The organism is Martinezella sp. CNPSo 3957, from assembly GCF_057784395.1.
On the sequence record NZ_JBXSOU010000011.1, the window covers coordinates 17,939 to 37,266 of the forward strand.

A 19,328-nucleotide genomic window follows, 5' to 3' on the forward strand; every position below is an offset into this window, starting at 1 on the left:
CTTGGAGCGGGCCATCTTGGCCCGCTTTTTCTTTGCGCTGTTCTAGGCGGCGGAGCCTTGAAGACGGGCGTCGAGATGCGCCTGGTAATGTTGAAGGGAGAGTTCCGCGCCGAGATGGGAGAGTTCTGTGGCGACGGCTTCCGCAGCATCTTCGGCCGCCGCGACGACGCGTTCGAACATCTCTGCTTCATAGGCTTTGACGGCGCCTTTCCAGTCATCGTTTTCGAGAAGCTGACGGCCAAGCTCCGCGGCATCCAACATGGCCATATTGACGCCCTCGCCGCCAAAGGGCGACATGACATGCGCGGCATCGCCGAGAAGTGTGATGCCGATTCGATTTTGCCAATGGTGGCCGACCGGCAGCGCATGGATCGGCCGCGGGACGATATGGTCGTTGCCGGCTTCGATAAGGCCGACGATTTCCGGCGCCCAGCCTTCGAATTCGGCGGCAAGCCGTGCGCGAGCCTTTGCCGGTTTTGTAAAGTCGAAGGTTTTCTCGGCCCAGTCGGCCGGCACGCGAAAGATCGCATAGGCGCGCAGATGGGCGTTGCCGTTGCGCTGGACGATCAGGCCACGTCCGTCGGCCTCGACGCTGATCTTGCCGCGGCCGACGAGGGTCGCAAGATCGGGGTGGCTCGCGTCGACATCGTCGATGCCGAATTCGATGAAGGTGATGCCGCTATATTGAGGGTGGTACGACGACACCAGCGGTCTGACCTTGGACCAGCTGCCATCGGCGCCCACAACGAGATCGAAGGGACCGGCCGTGCCGCTTTCGAAGAGCAGCTCGTATGTGCCGTCGTCGAGCGGACGCACCTCACGCAGAGCATGGTTCCAACGGACGGTTTCAGCCGGCAGGGAGGCGAGCAGCGTTTGCCGCAATGCCGTGCGATCTACCTCCGGCCGGTCGGATGTCTCAGCATCGTCATCCGCAAAGATAAGCGTGCCGTCTTTGGCGTAGAGTCGGCTTCCTTGGTCTTCATAGCGTGCGATCTGCAGGAATTCTTCGTAGAGGCCGGCGCGGCGCATCGCCAGTTGGCCGGATTCGACATGCAGGTCGAGCGTGCCGCCCTGCGGCCGGGCAAGGGCATGTTCTTCCCGTTCGAAAACGGTCTTCGGCACGCCGGCCTGGTGGAGGATGCGGGCCAGCGTCAGGCCACCAGGCCCGGCGCCGATAATGGCAATGCGGGGATAAGATCTCATGGACAGTGCTCTCATAATTTTGTACATAGGTGCCTATATAAATTAATATAGGTACCTATTCAAGTGATGGGGAAATGACAGATTGGGATTTGTTCGATACGCCGGCGCCGCTGATCAACATGGCGGCGCGCGCCTTTTCGCGACTGGGCGAGCGGCGGGTGAAGGCGCTAGGTTTCAACATCGGCCAGCTGCCGGTGCTGTATCTGCTTCGGAATGGGGCGCAGATGTCGCAGAGGGATTTGGCGAAATTTGCCAAGATCGAGCAGCCGTCCATGGCGCAGATGCTGGCGCGCATGGAGCGGGATGGGCTGATCCGGCGCACGCCCGATCCGGCGGACGGCCGCAGCAGCCTCATATCGCTGACGGATGAAGCGATTGCGAAGCTCCCGGCGGCGCGCCAGGCTCTGGAGGAAGGCAGAGAGCGGGTTCTATCGGGCTTCAGCGCCGATGAGGTGCAAACGCTGGTTCAACTGATGCGTCGGCTGAACCAGAATCTGGACCGGATGGTGGCAGACGAGGATGGGATGTAGACGCGCCTGCCTGCGCGCCTACATCGATCCGTTACTCAGGTTTCGGCGTAAACAATCCCCGTAAAGGAGCCGGCATGGTGCAGCAGTTCGCGCTCGCCTGAACCATCGAGGCTTGCGGAATAGAGATTGCCGCCGATGTCGGTGAAGAACATGCGGTTGTTGGGTAGATCGAGCGAGAGGCCGATGCCTTCGTCCAGACCTTCGAGGACCACTTCGGACGTTGCGGCGATATCGTCCATCGCTGCGCGGTTGACGGTATTTCCGCGGGGGAGATTGCCACGGTCCGTCCAGTAGATCGTGCGGGTGGCGAGATCCAGCTCAAGATCGATCGGCTCCGGCAGCTTATCCAGCAGAATTTCGATATCGCGGCGGTTTGTTGCGGTTTCGCCGGCCGGGATATTGATGCCGGCGCGGAAGATGCGGCCGAGGCCGGCATCCGGCGGCCCTTTCTGGGTCCAGTAGATCTGGCCGAGCGGCAGGTCGAGGGCGATGCCGACGCACCAGCGTTCGATATCGGCGCTGTCTCCCGGGCTGTCGCCGTTCTGCACCAGAGTTTCGATGTTGCTACCATCGACATTGGCGCGCATGACGCGCATGCCTTCGCGGTCGCACCAATAGAGCTTGCCGTTGTCGCGGTCGAGCTGGATCTGCTTCGGCGTGACGAGCGTGCTGCCCGGCGGAATCAGCGTGATATGGTTGCCGCCGTCGAGGTCCATGCGCTCGATGGAGCCGTCATGGGCGTTGTAGTCGTTGCCCATTTCGGTCCAGTAGATCCAGCCGTTCTCGCTGTCGACGAGAATGCCGTCGGGGCTGCGGCCCGCCCGCTGGATGATGAGCTTCAAATCGGTGCCGTCGATGGCGGAGGAGAGGATTCGTCCGTCGTTGATATCGAGGAAAAACAGTCTTTCGGTCTTGTCGGTGGTGGTGGCAGGCGTCCGTGCTTCTGACATGAGAGCATCCTTTCGAGGGGCGGATCTGCGGATCATAGCGCGGCAATCATGGCATCGATTGATGACAGCATCATTCGCCGCTGCGATCGGAACGAGCATCTGCTGCGCCGCAGCAAAGATCAAGGGCCGGAATGTCGCGGTGTGCGGGGGAGGGTTGTCAAATAAGTGTCATCGGTCTGATATAAATCCCGGACATTCCCATAAGACTGCGCCAGTCGAGGGCTGAAACCGAAGCCGGAGGTGATTGATATCATGTCGACGCTCCAGCAGATCGCCTTTCGCGCCGGCTGTTCGGTTGCGACCGCCAGCCGGGTCATGAATCGCAGCGGTCCGGTCAGCGACGAGATGGTGCGGCGCGTGCGCCGGGCGGCGGCGGAGCTCGGCTATCGGGCAGGTGGGCGTACCGGCACCGGGCGGCCGGCGATCGGCGTGCTCATTCCGAGCATCACCAATCCGGTTTTCGCGGCTTCGCTTTCCAGCATCCAGAACCGAGCTCTTCACGCGGGGCATAGCGTGCTGATCGCGCAATCAAATTACGATCCGGCACAGGAGGTCGATGCCGTCGCCTCGCTGCTCCAGCAGCAGCCGACTGGGTTGATCCTGACGCTCTGCGATCCCGAGCGCAGTCTTGTTCTGTCCTCCGCCCTGCCGCCGACCGTATTGCTCGGTAACCTGCCGACCGCCCGCTTTACCGCCGCGGTCGCGACCGATAATTTCGGCGCGGGCCGGGATCTGACCGATCACCTCCTAGGCAAGGGTCATCGCCGCATCCTGTTCATATCAGGCCACTTCTCCGCGTCGGATCGGGCCAAGCTGCGCCATCTCGGCTATATCAGGGCGATGGAAGCGGCGGGGCAACAGCCCCTCGATGCGCTCGAAATTTCCTTTGTAAACAGCCTGGAACAGCTCGATCTTTCGGATGCGATTTCGCGGTTCGACCCGACGGCGATCATTGCTTCCAACGATCTTCTGGCGCTCGGTGTCATGGGCGCGCTTCGGCGTCAGGGTTTTTCGATTCCGCGCGATATTTCGGTCGCCGGCTTTGACGGGATTTCCCTCGGTTTTCTGGGTGAAGTGTCCCTGACGACGGTGGAAATTCCGGATGGAACCATGGGGGCCGCTGCCGCCTCGCTGCTGCTCGATATGGCTGAAAATGCCGCGCCGCCGCGTCATCTGACCGTACCCTATCGGATGCGTGTGGGCGGCACAGTGCGCGATCTCGCCATTCAATGCTGACCCTGCCTGCGAATGAAAACGCCGCCTCTTGTTGGGAGGCGGCGCGGATTGTTCAGATCGGTTCGAAAGATCAGCTGCGCGGCAGCAGGCCTTCTATGTCTGAAGCGGCATCATCGAGCGCTTCTTTCGGAGCGGCCGAACCATCGACGATGCGCGAGAGATTGTCGACGATGGTCTGCGTGACCTTGACGCCATTCGCGCCCGGGAAGGCATACCAGGGAACCATGATCGACATCTGGCTGAGGCCAGCCTGGAACAGCGGGTTCTTCTTGTAGAAGTCACCGAGATATTCGGCCGACTTGGCGGCAAGCTCGTTGTTCGGAACATAGCCGGTGCCGGGAACGACGACCGAGGCGCCATAGGGGCCGGCGGCGAACTTGGCGAATTTCCAGGCGGCTTCTTCCTTGACCGGATCATGAGTCAAGATGACGACGGCGTTGCCGCCTGTCGGCAGACGGCCGTTGACCGGGTCGATCAGCGGCAGCTTGGCGGTGCGCAGATCGAACTTGGCGCCGACATTCTTGATGGTGTTGACGAGAGCACCGGTCGTCTGGAATTCGAAGCCGACCTTGCCGGCAGCGAAAGCCTGTTCGCCGGCAGCCTTGGTGAAGACCGGCATGCCGCCTTCCTTGACGAAGCGCTGGATCAGTTCGACAGCCTTCTGGCCCTCGGGACCGTTGAAGGCAACCTTCGTCTCGTCGTCGCTCAGCATCTTGCCGCCAGCGCCGAAGAGGAGGGCGGAGAACATCCAGTCGTCGCCCTGCCAGCGGAAGTCCATGCCGTCGACGCCGTTGCCGAGCGCCTTGATCTTGCCGGCAAGCGTAATGACCTCGTCCCAGGTCTTCGGCGGGTTGTCCGGGTTGCCGCCGGCAGCCTTCACCAGGTCGGCGTTGTAGTACATGATCGGGTTGGATGTCGCGAAGGCGAGGCCGACCTGCTTGCCCTTGACCTGGGCGAGCTTCAGGATGGTGTCCGAGAAGCCTTTCTCGGCCATGTTGTCCTCTTTCTTGACGAAGGGGCCAAGGTCGACGGCGACATTGCGCTCGTCGATCATGCGCAGGCGGTTGAGGCCGATGAAGGTGACATCCGGCATTTCGCTGGTGCCGGCCTGGCGCAGGATGGTCTGGATGCCTTCCTCATAGGTGGCCGAAGGGGCGGCGAACTGGATCTTGATGTCGGGATTTTCTTCCATGAACTTCTTCGAGATCGTGTCCATCACGTTCTTGAAGAAACCCGGCATGGGATAATGAACCGTCAGGGTGGTTTCGGCATAGGCCGGGACCGTCACGACCATAGAAATGGCCGCAGCGGCGAGAATCTGGGTGATATGCTTCATCGCTCGTTCTCCGTTTTCGAATTTCGAACCGATCAGCCTTTGAGACCGGTCATGGTGATGCCCTCGACGAAACGCTTCTGTGCCAGAAGGAACGCCGCGACGAGGGGAAGGGTGATGATCAGGGTTGCCGCCATTAGCGCGCCGTAGTCGTCGCCGGCTTCGGCGGCGCGGAAATACATGAGACCCAGCGGTGGTGTGAAATATTCCTGCTTGGTAATGACGATCAGCGGCCAGTAGAGGTCGTTCCAGTGCGCGACGACCGAGAAGATCGCGAAAGCGGTGACTGCGGGCCAGGCATTCGGCACGATGACGCGGGCGACGATGCCGATTTCCGACATGCCGTCGAGGCGGGCGGCATGGATCAGATCATCCGGCATGGAACGGAAGAACTGCAGGAACATGAAGATCGCGAAGACCGAGATCGAGAAGGGTGCGACGAGAGCCGTATAGCTGTTCAGCAGCGACAGGCTGTTGAAGCCGACATAGAGCGGCAGCGCCGTTGCATGGATCGGGACCAGCAGGCCGAGCATGACCAGCACCATCATCATGCGCGCCGCCGGGAATTTCAGCTTCGCCATGGCATAGGCGCAGGGGATGGCGATCAGCACCTGGAAGAAGAAGATTAGGCCGCAGACCAGGACGCCGTTGAACAGCAGCGTTCCCATGTCAACCTTGCTCAGCGCCTTGGCGATATTCTCGACGTAATAGAAATGCGTCGGGATCAGCTTCAGAGCTGAGGTGAAGATATCGTCCTGCGCCTTGCCGGCGGTCGAGATCATGAAGATGTAGGGCGCGAGGAAGATGAGCGAGCCCAGGATCAGCAGCGAGAGGCGCAGGATGCGGCCGGGAGTGAAGCCTGTCGAGGTCATGTGTAATGCACCTGCCGGTCTTGGGCGCGATATTGCAGGAAGGTCAACACCACGAGGATGGCGAGGAACACCGTGGTCATCGCCGAGGCATAGCCGACCCGGAGATAGACGAAGCCTTCCTGGTAGATGGTGAAAAGCAGCACCTCGGACGCATGGTTCGGGCCGCCGTCGGTCAGGGCCTTCACCGTGTCGAAGACCTTCACCGCATTGATGATGCTGATCGTGGTCACGAAGAGCGTCGTCGGCCCAAGCATTGGCCAGGTGACGAGCCAGAAGCGGTCCCATGCCGATTTCGCGCCATCCACTTCGGCTGCGGCATAAAGCTCGCGCGGGATGGCCGTTAGGCCGGCGAGGAACAGCACCATGTTGAAGCCGACCGACTGCCAGACGCCGATGATCGACAGGCTGTAGAGCGCTGTTGCCGACGAACCGAGCCAGTTTGGCCCACGCACGCCGATCTCGCCAAGCAGAGCGTTGATCGGACCGATGGTGGGGTGGAAGAGATACTGCCAGACGGTCGCCATGGCGACGATCAGCGAGGCGACGGGCAGGAAATAGGCCGTGCGGAAGAAGCTGCGTCCGATGCCTTCGCTCTCGATCAGCAATGCGACGCCGAGGCCAAGCGCGATCGAGACGGGCGCGACGATGGCGGTATAGGTCGCGGTGTTCCAGAGCGACTTTACGAAGGCGCGGTCATGCAGCAGATGCGCGTAGTTTTCGAAGGCGACGAAGCGCAGGCTCTTGTCGCCGAGCTGGAAGTCCGTGAAGCCGAGCACGACGACGGCGACGATCGGCACGATGATAAAGAGCACGATCAGGATGATGGCGGGCAGGGCGAAGAGCAGGGCCGTGCGGGCCTCGCTTCGCTCGCGCGCCGCGGCCGCCTGCATCGGTAGGGAAGTGGCAGCGATGCTAGCCATGCGCCTTCTCCCGCGTGGCGTCGACGGTGGTCGGGCTCGCGCGCAAACGGCGACCGTCTTCAGCGAAGACCATCGCCTGTTGGGCCATGAGCGTCAGCGCAATGGGCATGCCGGCGGAAAGGCCGGCAGCTTCGGCCGGCGAGAGCTTGACGACCATGGTCTCACCGATGGCATCGAGCTTGGCGTAGAGGATGACTTCGGAGCCGAGGAACTCCATTCGCTCGATATGGGCGGCGAGCGCATCCTGGCGGTTTTGCGTGATGCTCACAAATTCCGGACGGATGCCGAGGGTCACGTTCTTGCCGGTAACATCGCCATCTTCCAGCGCAAGCCGGATACCGCCGAAGGCGACGATGCCGTTTTCGGCGAGCGCCGGTAAAAGGTTGATGCGCGGCTGACCGACGAAGCGGGCGACCTCGACATGGGACGGATCGTCATAGATCGTCTGCGGCGAGGCGAGCTGCAGCAGCTGGCCGCCAATCATGACGGCGACGCGATCAGCCATGGACAGCGCCTCGGCCTGATCGTGGGTGACGTAGACCGTGGGCACGCCGGCGCGGCGATGCAGGTCGACGATTTCGCCGCGAGCGTGGACGCGCAGATTGGCATCGAGATTGGAAAGTGGCTCGTCCATAAGGAAGACGGCGGGGCGGCGCACCATGGCACGGGCAAGCGCCACGCGCTGACGCTGGCCGCCGGACATCTGCCCGGGCTTGCGGTCGAGCAGATGATCGATCTTCAGCGAGACGGCCATTTCGCGGACGTCGCGGATGATACCGGTGCGGGCCGCGCGCTGACCGGGGATCAGCGAGCCGATGAAGGGCAGACGCTGGACGCGCGACAGGCGGCGCATGGCGAGCGGCACGGCGATGTTTTCCGAGGCCGTCAGGTGCGGATAGAGCGCATAGGACTGAAAGACCATGGCGATGTTGCGGTCCGCCGCCGCGACGCCGGAAACATCGCTGCCGCCGAGGATGATTTCGCCGCTGTCGGCATGGTCGAGGCCGGCGAGGATGCGCAGCAGCGTGCTCTTGCCGCAGCCGGACGGGCCGACGAGCGCAATGAACTCACCGGGTTGGACATCGAGATCGACGCCTTTGAGAATGGCATTGCCGCCGAAGGATTTGGCGATGCCGCGAAGCGAAAGTGCGCTCATTCGGTCGGCTCCTTTGCCTTGGGGGCTGCTTGCGGATAGACTTCCACGACGACGTCATCGAGGAAGTAAGCGGTCATGCCGGGAATGGCGACAAGCTCGGTCGAGACCGTCTCGCCAAGCTCGTGAATTGCGGCACCGATCAGGCGTTCGCCCGGCATTTCGCGTTCCATCTCGCCGAGGATGAAGGCTGCGGGCGGTGCCCAGACCAGGTTGGTATCGTTGAAGCGGCCTTCCCAGGTCCAGTGCAGGTGGCCGCTGCCGAAGAGAGCCACGTCATGGGCTGCGATCAGATCATAGAGCCGGCTGCGCTGCGACGGACGCACGCTCCAGTAGCCGGTATCGCCCTCATCGGGAGCATCGACGAAGAGCGGCTTGTGGGCAAAGAGCGCAATGCGGCGCTCACTCCGGCTTTCGAGTTTCTCCTGCAGCCAGTCGAACTGCTTCTGCTCCTCGGCATCCTCGAAGCCCATCAGCAGGCTGTTGAGGCCGATCAGGCGCCAGTTGCCGACATCCTTCGCCCAGTAGTCCGGACCGACGAGGCGGCGCCAGCGCTCCAGCCGCTCTGGATTGACGGGCTGATAGGAGCCGGGCAGGTGGCCGACATCGTGGTTGCCGGGCACGATCAGCATCGGCAGGGAGACCTGCCGCATCAGATCCATCGAAAAGATGAGATCTTCGTCCTTGTCGGCGCCATCGACGCTGAGATCGCCGGTGTGAACGACGAGATCGGCGCCGCTTGCCTCGATCCATTTCGCCAGCGGCTCCCAATTGCCGTTGAAATGCGGCTTGTTGGGGCTCAAATGCGTGTCAGTGATCTGGATGATCTTCAAGGCGCTTCTCCGCAGTCTTCAGAAAGGGTGCGCCTGCGGAAGGAATGGCCTTCAAAACCGGCGCGTCTCTGCGCTCTCTTTAGAAGGCCGCCATGTCATTTAGGTAACGGGTCTTTTCAGCTGTTTTTCAGTTTTGTCACATTACCGTCAAACGACGCTGCAGCTCGCCTCATGCGGAATGGAAGGGCTGTACGCGACGGTACCGGTGCTGTAGATCGTTGCGAAAGGGATCAGACATGTCAGACGAACAGAGCCGCATCACCAAACTTGAGGAAACGGTCGCCTACCAGGGCAAGACGATCGAGGAGCTTTCCGATCAGCTCGCCGAGCAATGGAAGGTAGTCGAGCAGACCAGGCAGAAGCTAGACCGGCTGACCGAGCGGTTTCTGACGCTGGAGGAGCAGTCGCTCGACGCACCGGCCATTACCAAGCCGCCGCACTACTGAGCTGCATCCGGCGTTCACGTTTCGGTGTTGCACGCGGGCGTGTGTAACATTGAGCCTCGCCTTCCCGTATCTCCTTGTGACCGAAGAGTTTAGAATGGCGGTCGAGAGGAGAGTGTCATGAAGACTTCATCGACAGATATGATCCGCATCGGTTCAGCGCGGGTTGCGCGCCTTGCCGGACTCATGGCGGCCGCTGTGCTGGTCGGCGCCATCGCACTGCAATTTGTCGGCCGCGCATCGGCCGAGGATGCACGCGTCATCCCGCCGCCGGGTATGGATGAAAAGGCAGGTTCATCGGGCACGGAGACAGCGGTGCTTGCCGGCGGCTGCTTCTGGGGCGTCCAGGGCGTCTTCCAGCACGTCAACGGCGTGATCAGCGCGACTTCGGGCTATACGGGCGGCAGCAAGGATGCGGCCCATTATGAAGTAGTGAGTACGGGCGATACCGGCCATGCCGAATCCGTGCGTATCGTCTTCGATCCCCATAAGATCAGCTACGGGCATCTACTGCAGATTTATTTCTCGGTGGCGCATGATCCGACGGAGCTGAACCGTCAGGGGCCGGATAGCGGCACGCAGTATCGTTCGGCCATCTTCCCGACCAGCCAGTCACAGGCCGACATTGCCAAGGCCTATATCGAGCAGCTCAACCACGCCAAGGTCTTCGATGCGGCTGTTGTCACCAAGATCGAGCCTGCGCGGCAATTTTATGCGGCCGAGGCCTATCATCAGGATTTCCTGACGACGCATCCGACCTATCCCTATATCGTCATCAACGACCTGCCCAAGATCAAGAACCTGCAGCATCTCTTTCCCGGCGATTATCGCGCCGACCCGGTTCTGGTGACGGCAAGCGCCAGTGTGAAATGATGGCCTGCCCTGACCGGCAAGCGATATCAGCCGGTCAGGGCCGCCTTGCAAGAAATGCTCGTTACTCCCGGCTCGTCTGGTGTATTGCTGCGCCGTCAGACATTCATCGAGAGTGCGTTTCGTCATGATCGTCCGCGACCGGCCGAATCTCTTCCAGCTTTTCTTCATCGTCCGCGGGTCGATCATCCGGCGCATCCTGCCGCAGATCATCGCCATCTTTTTGTTATCGGTGCTGATCGTCTGGGGTCATGAGGCTCGGCCGAACCTCATTGTTTCCTTTAACGGATCAGCGCTTTCGCTGCTTGGTATCGCCCTCTCGATCTTCCTCGGCTTCCGCAACAATGCCTGCTACGATCGTTGGTGGGAGGGCAGGCGTGACTGGGGGCAGCTCGTCCATCTCGCGCGCGGCTTTGCCCGGCAGACGCTGGTGCTGGAGAGTGCAGGGGAGGCCGGTATCGAGGCGCGCAATAACCTGCTGCGCCTGACCATCGCCTTCACACAGGCGCTCGTCTGTCTTCTGCGATCCGGCAGCGACGAGAGCAAGGTGCTACGGCTGCTGACCCCGAGCGAGGCGGAATTCTATCACGCGGCCCGCGACAAGCCCGATCTCATTCTGCGTCTCATGTCCGCCGATCTCGCGCGGCTGAAAGCATCGGGCGCGATTTCGGATATCCAATATCAGATGCTGGATGTCAGCATCGGCCAGATGGGTGCGGTGCAGGCGGCCTGCGAGCGGCTGCGCAACACGCCGCTGCCCTTCGGCTATACGCTGCTTCTGCATCGCACCGCCTATCTCTTCTGTTTCCTGCTGCCTTTCGGTTATGTCGATACGCTCGGCTGGGGCTCGCCCTTTGTTACGGCGCTCATCGCCTACACCTTCTTCGGCCTGGATGCGCTGGGCGACGAATTGGAAGACCCTTTCGGCAAGCGCCCCAATGCGCTCGCCATCGGCGCGCTTGCCGATACGATCGAGATCAATCTGCGCGAAGCGCTTGGGGAAACCGACCTGCCGCCGTTGCCGCAGCCCAAGGATTTCCTGCTGATGTAAAAAATCAGCAAAAAATATTCGCCGGGCGATGGAATAGAATCCGGAGTGCTTCCGTATATAGGTGTATGGAACGCAAAGGACGCACATTCGATGTTTTGGGGCAGCTCGGTTCGCTGAGACGCTATGCCCGCTCGCTCGTGCGCAATGCGGATGAGGCTGAGGATCTGGTGCATGACGCACTGGTCAAGGCCTATGAGCGTAAGGCATCGTTCAGGCGCGACGGCAATCTGCGCACGTGGCTGCTGTCGATCCTGCACAATGTGCATATCGACCGCCTGCGCCAGAAAAAGTCGCTGAGCCGTCGTCACGAGGAGGCTGCGGCCGACCTCGAAACGGCGTTGCCGGCATCGCAGGATCACACGGTTCGCCTGAACCAGGTCCGCGAAGCTTTCTTCAGTCTGCCCGAGGAGCAGCGTGAGGCGCTGCATCTCGTGGCGATCGAGGACCTCTCCTATCAGGAGGCGGCATCAGCGCTTGGCATTCCCGTCGGCACACTGATGTCCCGCATTGCCCGGGCTCGCGCGACGCTTCGTAGTTTCGAGGAGACCGCCTCCAAGGTTTCGCATCTCAGGCTTATCGAGGGAGGCGGCAATGAAAATCGTTGATCCGATCATCGATACCGATCTCGACGCCTATGTCGACGGCGAGCTTACGCTTGCGCGCCGTGTCGAGGTGGAATCCTATCTTTCGGAGCATCCGGAGATTGCCGCGAAGGTAATGGCCGATATGAGCATCCGCGGCGAGCTGCGCATGGCTCTGGCCGGAGAAGGCCATGTGGTCCGGGCGGAAACGCGGGAGGCCGCACGGCGGCTGGAGCGCGGGCTGGCCTATGGCCGCGTGCTGGGCTCGTTTCAGCGTATCGCCGCCATCGCCGTGCTGGTCACGACCGGCTGGGTCGCGCATACGTCCTTCGGCGCCTTCACGGCGAGCGAGGTCAGCGCGTCGACACGTCCACCGGCCTTCGTCGACGATGCGGTGCGTGCCTACCAGACGACCGCTATGCGCGAAGAGATCAAGCCGCAGTCGGCGGCTGCGAATTACAATCCGGATGAAATCCGCGCATCCACGGCAATCATATTGCCGGAGCTGCCGGGTGGCTGGCGTGTCACCGATACGCAAATCTATCCGTCCGAATTCGGACCGAGCGTCGAAATGATGGTCGATGCCGGCGAAGACGGACATTTGTCACTGTTTGCCGTCCGCCCGGGCAATTTCGCCGTCCAGGATGTCAGTCACATCAAGCGTGACGATGTCCAGGCTGCCTATTGGCAGATTGGCGAAGTCGCCTATGCGCTGATCGGCAACGGCAAGGCGGGTCAGCTTGACGGCGATGCCGAAAAGCTTGCCCGCAGCCTCTACTAGTTTGGATTAAAGGAGAACGACCATGAACCCGACCAATCCGCGATACGGCTACGGAGCCGCCGCCGGCTCTCAGGCGCTCTTCGACGAAGGGCTGCGCCGGCACATGCTGCGCGTCTACAACTATATGGGTATCGGCCTCGTCGTGACGGGAATCGTCGCGCTGATCGTCGGCACGACGCCGGCGCTCTATGTGCCGATCTTCCAGAGCCCGCTGAAGTGGGTTGTCATGCTAGCGCCGCTTGCCTTCGTGTTCTTCTTCTCGTTCCGCATCCAGTCGATGTCGGCGGGAACGGCGCAGATGATGTTCTGGGCCTTCTGCGCGGTCATGGGCCTGTCGCTGGCCTCGGTCTTCCTGGTTTTCACCGGTACGAGCATCGCGCGCACCTTCTTCATTGCCGCGACCATGTTCGGCGCGACCAGCCTCTACGGCTATACGACGAAGCGTGACCTTTCCAACATCGGCTCGTTCCTGATGATGGGTCTGTTCGGTGTGATCATCGCCAGCATCGTCAATATCTTCCTGGGCTCGAGCGCGCTGCAGTTCGCCATCTCGGTCATCGGTATCGTGGTCTTCGTCGGCCTGACCGCCTGGGATACGCAGAACATCAAGGAACAGTATGCCGAAAACTACGATCAGGAATCGCAGCAGAAGCTTGCCGTCTTCGGTGCCCTGTCGCTCTACCTGAACTTCGTCAACATCTTCCAGCTGCTGCTGAACTTCACCGGCGAGCGGGAGTAGTTTGAAATTGCCTGCTTGAGCATGGTCTGAGCTAAAGGGCACTCCACGCCTTTGGTGATCATGCTCCGGGAATGCGTCTCCCTGGGGGCTTGTTGAGACGCATGACGCGCCTGCAGTATCTGCGCCGATACTGCAGGCGCAACTTTTTTGAGGAGAGCGGCACACCGGATGTGCCGCGCTATTCGCCGCCTGGCGACAAAGGGGAGGGCGCGGGATTAAGAGAGCACTGTCTAGAGCATTTCCGCTTTTCTTCGAATCGCGAAAACGCTCTATCTTCTTGTTTTTACGCAGTTCCGGACGCAAAACCGCTTCGCACTTTTGCTGGAACTGCTCTAAAGAAAAGGCCCGATAGCGCAGATCTGCTGCCATCGGGCCTTTCATCATTGGAGATATGCGGTTTCTCGTCCGTCACGGGACGAGCGTAGTCTTACCATTCGGCGACGCTGCCGTCCTCGTGGCGCCAGACCGGGTTGCGCCAGCGATGGCCTTCCTTGGCGCGTTCGATGACATAGGCTTCGTCGACCTCGATGCCGAGGCCGGGACCCTGCGGGATCGAAACGAAGCCGTCGGCATACTGGAACACCTCTTTGTTGGAGATGTAGTCGAGGATATCATTGCCCTTGTTGTAGTGGATGCCGAGGCTCTGTTCCTGGATGAAGGCATTGTAGCTGACGGCATCGACCTGCAGGCAGGCGGCAAGCGCGATCGGGCCGAGCGGGCAATGCGGGGCAAGCGCCACGTCATAGGCTTCGGCCATCGCCGCGATCTTGCGGCACTCGGTGATGCCGCCGGCGTGCGACAGGTCGGGCTGCAGAATGTCGACATAGCCGTCCGACAGGACCGACTTGAAGTCCCAGCGCGAATAAAGGCGTTCGCCGAGCGCAATCGGCGTCGAGCAATGATTGGCGATTTCCTTCAGCGCCTCGCGGTTTTCCGACAGCACCGGCTCTTCGATGAAGAGCAGCTTGTAGGGCTCGAGCTCCTTGGCGAGCACCTTGGCCATCGGCCGATGGACGCGGCCGTGGAAATCGACGCCGATGCCGATATAGGGGCCGATCGCCTCGCGGATGGTGGCGATGGTTTCTACAGCCTTCTCCACCTTGTCATAGGTGTCGACGATCTGCATTTCCTCGCAGCCATTGAGCTTGATCGCCTTGAAGCCGCGGGCGACGACGTCCTTGGCATTGTTGGCAACGTCCGAGGGACGGTCGCCGCCGATCCAGGAATAGACCTTGATCTTGTCGCGCACCTGGCCGCCGAGCAGCGAATGGATCGGCTGTCCCAGCGCCTTGCCCTTGATGTCCCAGAGCGCCTGGTCGATGCCGGCCAGGGCCGACATGTGGACGGCGCCGCCGCGATAGAAGCCGGCGCGGTACATGACGTTCCAGTGATCTTCGATCAGGAACGGATCCTTGCCGATCAGATAATCTTCCAGCTCGTGCACGGCCGCCTGTACGGTCAGCGCACGGCCCTCGACCACGGGCTCACCCCAGCCGACGATGCCTTCATCGGTCTCGATCTTCAGGAACAGCCAGCGCGGGGGAACGATATAGGTCGTGAGCTTGGTGATTTTCATGGGAATGATTCCGTTTGGCTTTGGGTTGTGTCAGCGGCGTGAGACCGCAGATCTCGGGGTTTCGGGATTTGTTTTCCGGCCTTTGTCCAGCCGTCGTTCGACGGCGAGATCACGGGCGGCAAGATCGAGCATACGGTGAGCGCAGGCGCGCGCCGCATCGCGGTCGCGCAGGCGCAGGGCCTCGACGAGTTCGCCGTGCACGGCGATTGCTTCGTCGCGGCTGTCGGCGGCGACGTTGGAAGCGTGCAGCGCATATTTGAGGCCGGCATGCATGGCGCTGGAGAGGCGCCGGAACACCTGGTTGTGGCTGGCGCTGAGCAGCAGCTTGTGAAAGGTCACGTCGGCTTCGGTAAAGCCTTCCGGATCATCGCCGCTGTCGCGCATGCGCTCCCAGGCGTTTTCCAGATCGGCAATCTCGCGCGCTGTCGCTCGTTCCGCCGCATATTCGGCAGCAGCGGGTTCGATGGTGCGGCGTGCTTCGAGGATGGAATCGAGAATATCGAAATCGGCGATATAAGGGCCCATCCACTCCAGCACATCCTGGTCGAGAATGTTCCAGTCATCCCTGTCGCAGACAGTGGTGCCGATGCGTGGCTTGCCGCGCACGAGGCCCTTGGACTCCAGCACCTTGAGGGATTCACGGATGACCGTGCGGCTGACGCCGTACATTTCGCAAAGATCGTTTTCGCGCGGCAGGGTCGAGCCGGAGGGATAGCGTTCGGCGCAGATGTCTTCAGCGATTGCCGCCGTCACATTCTTACGCACACGCGGCCGACGCTCAGGCTTGGCCGACGCGCCATGCTCCTGCCCTTGCAGCGATTCCACGCTCTTTCCTCCGCACCATTCCGCATTCTCTGCGGAAACCTCTCGCTGCGAAGGAGCTGGGCGTATTGGCACCGTCCCTTTTCGCATTGAGATGAGGATACGCTAATCATCATACATTGGCAATATTCTTGTATGATGATTTAGGTTGCTGCATTCCAACCGTTTGGGAACAATCCGCGGCCACCAGGCTTTTCAAAGTCGGCGCCCCTGCTGTTACTGCGGCGTCGTCTTCGAGAGATAGAAGGATTATGGTGACGATGCAGGCGGCCATTCCGCCTGCCGTCGATCGTTACCGGGAGGCGGGACCGCCTCCGCAAGTTCATTCAACGACAAGGAGAACGACATGCAGATCAATCGTACGGGTTCGGCTCAATGGTCGGGCGGTCTGAAGGACGGCAAGGGTCAGATCTCGACCCAAAGCGGCGCACTCAATCACTATCCTTACGGCTTCGCCAGCCGTTTCGAAGGCGTTGCTGGCACCAATCCGGAAGAGCTGATCGGCGCGGCTCATGCGGGTTGCTTCACCATGGCCTTGTCGCTGATCCTCAACGAGGCCGGTTTCACCGCCGAAAGCATGGAGACGACGGCCAAGGTGACGCTCGAAAGCGTCGAAGGCGGCTTCGCCATCACCGCCATCCACCTGACGTTGACCGGCAAGGTGCCTGGCGCCGATGAAGCGACCTTCACCGAGCTTGCCAACAAGGCGAAAGCCGGTTGCCCGGTTTCCAAGGCGCTTGCCTCCGTTCCGATCTCCCTGGAAGTTCACGCCGCCTAAGTGGCCTTTTCAGGCTCTCGCGTCGCGCTGGCTGGCGCGGCGCGTTTCGTATATATTCCGCATTCGGGGCGTTGGGCTGTCATTTCCATCGGAATGCAATGCCCCTTGGAGGGGCGAATGTCTGGAATTCTCTTGATTCACGTCGTCATCAGCTTGGTCGCCATCATCAGCGGCATCGTGGTAGCCTACGGCTTTCTCACCGCCGACCGTCATAACCGCTCGACGCTCGTCTATATGCTGACGACTGCTCTCACCAGCTTGACGGGTTTTCTGTTCCCGTTTCATGGCGTGACGCCGGCGATCATTGTCGGCATCATCTGTCTGCTTATCTTCATTCCGACGGCGCTGGCGCGTTACACATTCCACCTTGCCGGCCTATGGCGTGCCATCTTCGTGATCGGTGCGCTCGTGCTGCTGTTCTTCAACTGTCTGGTGCTCATCATCCAATCGTTCCAGAAGATACCGGCACTCAATGCGCTGGCGCCTACCGGTAACGAGCCGCCGATCCTTGCGGCGCAGGTGGCGCTTTTGGTGGTCATTGTCTTCGTCGGCTTTTTCAGCCTTCGTCGTTTCCATCCGACACTTGTGGGTGCCTGATCGCACAGGGATTGGCCTGCGACAAAATGCCGGACACTTTCAGCCCGTTCCGCAAGGAGCGTTGTTGAACGTTTAACTGTTGTTTCAAGTTCTTCGCCGCATCATCGGTTTATTCAGTAGCATCTGAAGCTGCCTACGGTTGTGGGCGGCTTCTTGACATCGGCACTCTGATAGATTACGAGTGACGAAAATTGAAAATCGTCACTCGTAATCTATCAGGCTTCCTTTATGCTCGACCTTTCCGATGTCAACGCCGATCCTGCCCGCCAGGAAAACATCACGCGCATTCTTGATGCCGCCGAAAAGCTGTTTCGCCACTACGGATACAACAAGACGAACGTAGCCGATATTGCGCGCGATCTCGGCATGTCGACGGCGAATATCTATCGTTTCTTCGGTTCCAAGACGGAAATCCATCAGGCTATCTGTGGGCGTATGCTCGGCCAGAGCTATCAGATGGCTCTTGGCATCCGCAATCAGCCGATCAGCGCGAGCGAGCGGCTGCGGACCTACGCGCTATCCCAGTACAAGATGATATTGGAAACCATGCTCGACGAGCAGAAGGTTCACGAGATGGTCGTTGTCGCCATCGAGCGCGATTGGCACGTCATCGAAAAACATATCGATCGCATCCACGATCTGATCGCCGAGATCATTGCGGAGGGTATTGCCGCCGGTGAGTTCGTCAAGCAGGACCCCTATGTCGCGTCCAAATGTTTCGGCGCGGCGACCATCAATCTCTGTCACCCGCAGATGGTGGCCCAGTGCCTCGCCAAGACAAACCGGGCCGAACCCGAGGATCTCATCGAATTCGCCATCAGGGCCTTGAAGAAATAGCAATACGCGCACCGGATGGCCGGCGTGCTTCCACTCTTTTGTTCGACTTTAGGAGAGCGACATGGTTTCGCTGACGACCAACACCTTACGGACCATTGCTGGTGCGGCTCTCTTTGCCGCTTTTGGGCTTGGGCTTACGGGCTGCAACGAGAAAAAAGAGGAGACGGCGGAGGTGGTCCGGCCGGTCAAGGTCGTTGAAATCGCTCAAGCTGACACGACGCGCAAGCTTGATTATTCCGGCGTCGTTCGCGCGCGGACGGACATGAATCTCGGCTTTCGTGTCAACGGTAAGATCGTCGAGCGCAAGGTGGATATCGGCCAGAGGGTAAAACCCGGCGATGTGATCGCCCGCATGGACGCCACCGACTATATTCTCGCGGTGCGCCGCTCGCAGGCCGATCTGGATGCGGCTGAGAAACAGGTGCAGACGACCGAGCTTGCCCGCACGCGTGCGCAGACACTCTTTAACAAGAATGTCACCTCCAAGTCGCAACTCGAACAGGCGGAGCTTTCCTACGAGCAGGCCGTCTCGACCCGGGATTCTGCGGCGTCGGCCCTGACCGAAGCGAAGAACCAGGTCGCCTATGCCGACCTGACCTCCGACATGAACGGCATCGTGACCACAATCAATGCCGATGTAGGCCAGGTGGTCAGTTCCGGCACACCCGTCATCACCGTTGCCGTCGATGGCGAAAAGGAAGTGCAGGTCGCTGTCCCAGAAATGGACATCGCCCAATTCAAGGTCGGCAAGGACGTCAAGGCGCGCTTCTGGTCCGACGCCGCCCTCGTGCTCAATGGAAAAGTGCGGGAAGTGTCAGGGAGTGCCGATCAGTCGCGTACTTTCGCCGTGCGTGTAAGCGTGCCGAACGATCCGCGGGTGCTGCTCGGCATGACTGCGACGATCGAGGCGCTTGCCGACAATACCCAGTCCTATGTTTCCATTCCGCTGAGCGCGCTTGCGCAGAAGGACGGCAAGCAGATCGTCTGGATTGTCGATCGGAGCGGAGGCACAGTGCATTCCCGTGCCATCAAGGTTGCCGATTTCGCCGATGACGGCGTACGGGTCGCTGATGGCCTGAAAGCCGGCGATGTCGTTGTCGCTGCCGGTACGCAATTCATGACCGAGAACATGAAGGTCAAGCTTCCGGCTGCATCAGCCCAGCAGGCTTCCGCAGAAATCAACGCCGCCTCGGCGGATATCGTACGCTGACCCGGATCGAGGG

At 60.7% G+C, this 19,328-nt stretch carries 21 protein-coding genes; 12 read left to right on the forward strand and 9 right to left on the reverse strand.

Annotated features, from left to right (window positions below; translation table 11 throughout):
* Positions 1 to 42: 42 nt before the first annotated feature.
* On the reverse strand, positions 43 to 1,203 hold the full coding sequence (locus AC13QE_RS22955) for an FAD-dependent oxidoreductase (protein ID WP_488485410.1): 1,161 nt from the start codon (positions 1,201 to 1,203) through the stop codon (positions 43 to 45).
* A 74-nt stretch (positions 1,204 to 1,277) separates the two neighbouring features.
* Between AC13QE_RS22955 and AC13QE_RS22960 the strand changes: the two genes are divergently transcribed.
* Positions 1,278 to 1,733 carry a MarR family transcriptional regulator gene (locus AC13QE_RS22960; RefSeq protein ID WP_132717660.1) on the forward strand — a complete coding sequence of 152 codons (456 nt, stop codon included), beginning with the start codon at positions 1,278 to 1,280 and terminating at the stop codon, positions 1,731 to 1,733.
* A gap of 35 nt (positions 1,734 to 1,768) precedes the next feature.
* Here the strand turns inward: AC13QE_RS22960 and AC13QE_RS22965 are convergent, their stop codons facing one another.
* A complete protein-coding gene (locus AC13QE_RS22965) occupies positions 1,769 to 2,683 on the reverse strand; it encodes a YncE family protein (RefSeq protein WP_488485411.1) in 915 nt (304 codons plus the stop codon).
* A 252-nt stretch (positions 2,684 to 2,935) separates the two neighbouring features.
* Here AC13QE_RS22965 and AC13QE_RS22970 point away from each other — a divergent pair, with 252 nt between their 5' ends.
* On the forward strand, positions 2,936 to 3,919 hold the full coding sequence (locus tag AC13QE_RS22970) for a substrate-binding domain-containing protein (RefSeq protein ID WP_132717657.1): 984 nt from the start codon (positions 2,936 to 2,938) through the stop codon (positions 3,917 to 3,919).
* 70 nt (positions 3,920 to 3,989) lie between these two features.
* On the opposite strand, the gene AC13QE_RS22975 is transcribed toward AC13QE_RS22970, so the two are convergent.
* Genes AC13QE_RS22975 through AC13QE_RS22995 form a run of 5 tightly spaced genes read right to left on the reverse strand, consistent with a single transcriptional unit; the run spans position 3,990 to position 9,030 of the window.
* On the reverse strand, positions 3,990 to 5,255 hold the full coding sequence (locus AC13QE_RS22975) for an ABC transporter substrate-binding protein (protein WP_488485412.1): 1,266 nt from the start codon (positions 5,253 to 5,255) through the stop codon (positions 3,990 to 3,992).
* A gap of 32 nt (positions 5,256 to 5,287) precedes the next feature.
* Positions 5,288 to 6,124 (reverse strand): carbohydrate ABC transporter permease, encoded by an 837-nt coding sequence (locus AC13QE_RS22980; protein ID WP_488485413.1) that lies wholly within the window; start codon positions 6,122 to 6,124, stop codon positions 5,288 to 5,290.
* Positions 6,121 to 7,044 carry a carbohydrate ABC transporter permease gene (locus AC13QE_RS22985; protein WP_488485414.1) on the reverse strand — a complete coding sequence of 308 codons (924 nt, stop codon included), beginning with the start codon at positions 7,042 to 7,044 and terminating at the stop codon, positions 6,121 to 6,123. The genes AC13QE_RS22980 and AC13QE_RS22985 overlap by 4 nt, the downstream gene beginning before the upstream one ends.
* A complete protein-coding gene (locus AC13QE_RS22990) occupies positions 7,037 to 8,200 on the reverse strand; it encodes an ABC transporter ATP-binding protein (RefSeq protein ID WP_488485415.1) in 1,164 nt (387 codons plus the stop codon). The genes AC13QE_RS22985 and AC13QE_RS22990 overlap by 8 nt, the downstream gene beginning before the upstream one ends.
* Positions 8,197 to 9,030 (reverse strand): metallophosphoesterase family protein, encoded by an 834-nt coding sequence (locus AC13QE_RS22995; protein WP_488485416.1) that lies wholly within the window; start codon positions 9,028 to 9,030, stop codon positions 8,197 to 8,199. The genes AC13QE_RS22990 and AC13QE_RS22995 overlap by 4 nt, the downstream gene beginning before the upstream one ends.
* A gap of 236 nt (positions 9,031 to 9,266) precedes the next feature.
* On the opposite strand from AC13QE_RS22995, the gene AC13QE_RS23000 reads away from it, so the two are divergent.
* From AC13QE_RS23000 to AC13QE_RS23025, 6 genes are all read left to right on the forward strand, one after another.
* The gene (locus AC13QE_RS23000) at positions 9,267 to 9,476 is read left to right on the forward strand and encodes a SlyX family protein (RefSeq protein ID WP_488485417.1); all 210 of its coding nucleotides are present in this window, start codon (positions 9,267 to 9,269) and stop codon (positions 9,474 to 9,476) included.
* A gap of 117 nt (positions 9,477 to 9,593) precedes the next feature.
* The gene (msrA, locus tag AC13QE_RS23005) at positions 9,594 to 10,346 is read left to right on the forward strand and encodes a peptide-methionine (S)-S-oxide reductase MsrA (RefSeq protein ID WP_488485418.1); all 753 of its coding nucleotides are present in this window, start codon (positions 9,594 to 9,596) and stop codon (positions 10,344 to 10,346) included.
* Between the two features lie 124 nt (positions 10,347 to 10,470).
* The gene (locus AC13QE_RS23010; RefSeq protein WP_488485419.1) at positions 10,471 to 11,394 is read left to right on the forward strand and encodes a bestrophin family protein; all 924 of its coding nucleotides are present in this window, start codon (positions 10,471 to 10,473) and stop codon (positions 11,392 to 11,394) included.
* A gap of 65 nt (positions 11,395 to 11,459) precedes the next feature.
* Positions 11,460 to 11,999, forward strand: a complete 540-nt coding sequence (locus tag AC13QE_RS23015) for a sigma-70 family RNA polymerase sigma factor (protein WP_015341246.1) — start codon at positions 11,460 to 11,462, stop codon at positions 11,997 to 11,999.
* A complete protein-coding gene (locus AC13QE_RS23020; protein ID WP_488485420.1) occupies positions 11,986 to 12,756 on the forward strand; it encodes an anti-sigma factor family protein in 771 nt (256 codons plus the stop codon). The genes AC13QE_RS23015 and AC13QE_RS23020 overlap by 14 nt, the downstream gene beginning before the upstream one ends.
* Before the next feature lie 22 nt (positions 12,757 to 12,778).
* Complete coding sequence (locus tag AC13QE_RS23025) at positions 12,779 to 13,495, forward strand: Bax inhibitor-1/YccA family protein (protein WP_106999018.1); 717 nt, start codon at positions 12,779 to 12,781, stop codon at positions 13,493 to 13,495.
* 427 nt (positions 13,496 to 13,922) lie between these two features.
* Here AC13QE_RS23025 and dgoD read toward each other — a convergent pair whose 3' ends face one another.
* Positions 13,923 to 15,071, reverse strand: a complete 1,149-nt coding sequence (gene dgoD, locus AC13QE_RS23030) for a galactonate dehydratase (RefSeq protein ID WP_092712672.1) — start codon at positions 15,069 to 15,071, stop codon at positions 13,923 to 13,925.
* Positions 15,072 to 15,101: 30 nt separating this feature from the next.
* On the reverse strand, positions 15,102 to 15,896 hold the full coding sequence (locus AC13QE_RS23035) for a FadR/GntR family transcriptional regulator (RefSeq protein ID WP_488485421.1): 795 nt from the start codon (positions 15,894 to 15,896) through the stop codon (positions 15,102 to 15,104).
* 343 nt (positions 15,897 to 16,239) lie between these two features.
* On the opposite strand from AC13QE_RS23035, the gene AC13QE_RS23040 reads away from it, so the two are divergent.
* The 4 genes from AC13QE_RS23040 to AC13QE_RS23055 all read left to right on the forward strand — a co-directional run bounded on the left by AC13QE_RS23040 (position 16,240) and on the right by AC13QE_RS23055 (position 19,315).
* Positions 16,240 to 16,671 carry an OsmC family protein gene (locus tag AC13QE_RS23040; protein WP_004117925.1) on the forward strand — a complete coding sequence of 144 codons (432 nt, stop codon included), beginning with the start codon at positions 16,240 to 16,242 and terminating at the stop codon, positions 16,669 to 16,671.
* A gap of 117 nt (positions 16,672 to 16,788) precedes the next feature.
* Entirely contained in the window at positions 16,789 to 17,268 is a 480-nt protein-coding gene (locus AC13QE_RS23045; protein WP_488485422.1) for a hypothetical protein, read from the forward strand.
* Between the two features lie 228 nt (positions 17,269 to 17,496).
* Positions 17,497 to 18,105 carry a TetR/AcrR family transcriptional regulator gene (locus AC13QE_RS23050; protein WP_488485423.1) on the forward strand — a complete coding sequence of 203 codons (609 nt, stop codon included), beginning with the start codon at positions 17,497 to 17,499 and terminating at the stop codon, positions 18,103 to 18,105.
* A 61-nt stretch (positions 18,106 to 18,166) separates the two neighbouring features.
* Positions 18,167 to 19,315, forward strand: a complete 1,149-nt coding sequence (locus tag AC13QE_RS23055) for an efflux RND transporter periplasmic adaptor subunit (protein WP_488485424.1) — start codon at positions 18,167 to 18,169, stop codon at positions 19,313 to 19,315.
* The last annotated feature ends 13 nt before the right edge of the window (positions 19,316 to 19,328 follow it).

Coding starts and splice junctions, on each gene's coding strand:
- AC13QE_RS22955 (WP_488485410.1), bottom strand. CDS start 1,203: ATGAGATCTTATCCCCGCATTGCCATTATCGGCGCCGGGCCTGGTGGC.
- AC13QE_RS22960 (WP_132717660.1), top strand. CDS start 1,278: ATGACAGATTGGGATTTGTTCGATACGCCGGCGCCGCTGATCAACATG.
- AC13QE_RS22965 (WP_488485411.1), bottom strand. CDS start 2,683: ATGTCAGAAGCACGGACGCCTGCCACCACCACCGACAAGACCGAAAGA.
- AC13QE_RS22970 (WP_132717657.1), top strand. CDS start 2,936: ATGTCGACGCTCCAGCAGATCGCCTTTCGCGCCGGCTGTTCGGTTGCG.
- AC13QE_RS22975 (WP_488485412.1), bottom strand. CDS start 5,255: ATGAAGCATATCACCCAGATTCTCGCCGCTGCGGCCATTTCTATGGTC.
- AC13QE_RS22980 (WP_488485413.1), bottom strand. CDS start 6,124: ATGACCTCGACAGGCTTCACTCCCGGCCGCATCCTGCGCCTCTCGCTG.
- AC13QE_RS22985 (WP_488485414.1), bottom strand. CDS start 7,044: ATGGCTAGCATCGCTGCCACTTCCCTACCGATGCAGGCGGCCGCGGCG.
- AC13QE_RS22990 (WP_488485415.1), bottom strand. CDS start 8,200: ATGAGCGCACTTTCGCTTCGCGGCATCGCCAAATCCTTCGGCGGCAAT.
- AC13QE_RS23000 (WP_488485417.1), top strand. CDS start 9,267: ATGTCAGACGAACAGAGCCGCATCACCAAACTTGAGGAAACGGTCGCC.
- msrA (WP_488485418.1), top strand. CDS start 9,594: ATGAAGACTTCATCGACAGATATGATCCGCATCGGTTCAGCGCGGGTT.
- AC13QE_RS23010 (WP_488485419.1), top strand. CDS start 10,471: ATGATCGTCCGCGACCGGCCGAATCTCTTCCAGCTTTTCTTCATCGTC.
- AC13QE_RS23015 (WP_015341246.1), top strand. CDS start 11,460: ATGGAACGCAAAGGACGCACATTCGATGTTTTGGGGCAGCTCGGTTCG.
- AC13QE_RS23020 (WP_488485420.1), top strand. CDS start 11,986: ATGAAAATCGTTGATCCGATCATCGATACCGATCTCGACGCCTATGTC.
- AC13QE_RS23025 (WP_106999018.1), top strand. CDS start 12,779: ATGAACCCGACCAATCCGCGATACGGCTACGGAGCCGCCGCCGGCTCT.
- dgoD (WP_092712672.1), bottom strand. CDS start 15,071: ATGAAAATCACCAAGCTCACGACCTATATCGTTCCCCCGCGCTGGCTG.
- AC13QE_RS23040 (WP_004117925.1), top strand. CDS start 16,240: ATGCAGATCAATCGTACGGGTTCGGCTCAATGGTCGGGCGGTCTGAAG.
- AC13QE_RS23045 (WP_488485422.1), top strand. CDS start 16,789: ATGTCTGGAATTCTCTTGATTCACGTCGTCATCAGCTTGGTCGCCATC.
- AC13QE_RS23050 (WP_488485423.1), top strand. CDS start 17,497: ATGCTCGACCTTTCCGATGTCAACGCCGATCCTGCCCGCCAGGAAAAC.
- AC13QE_RS23055 (WP_488485424.1), top strand. CDS start 18,167: ATGGTTTCGCTGACGACCAACACCTTACGGACCATTGCTGGTGCGGCT.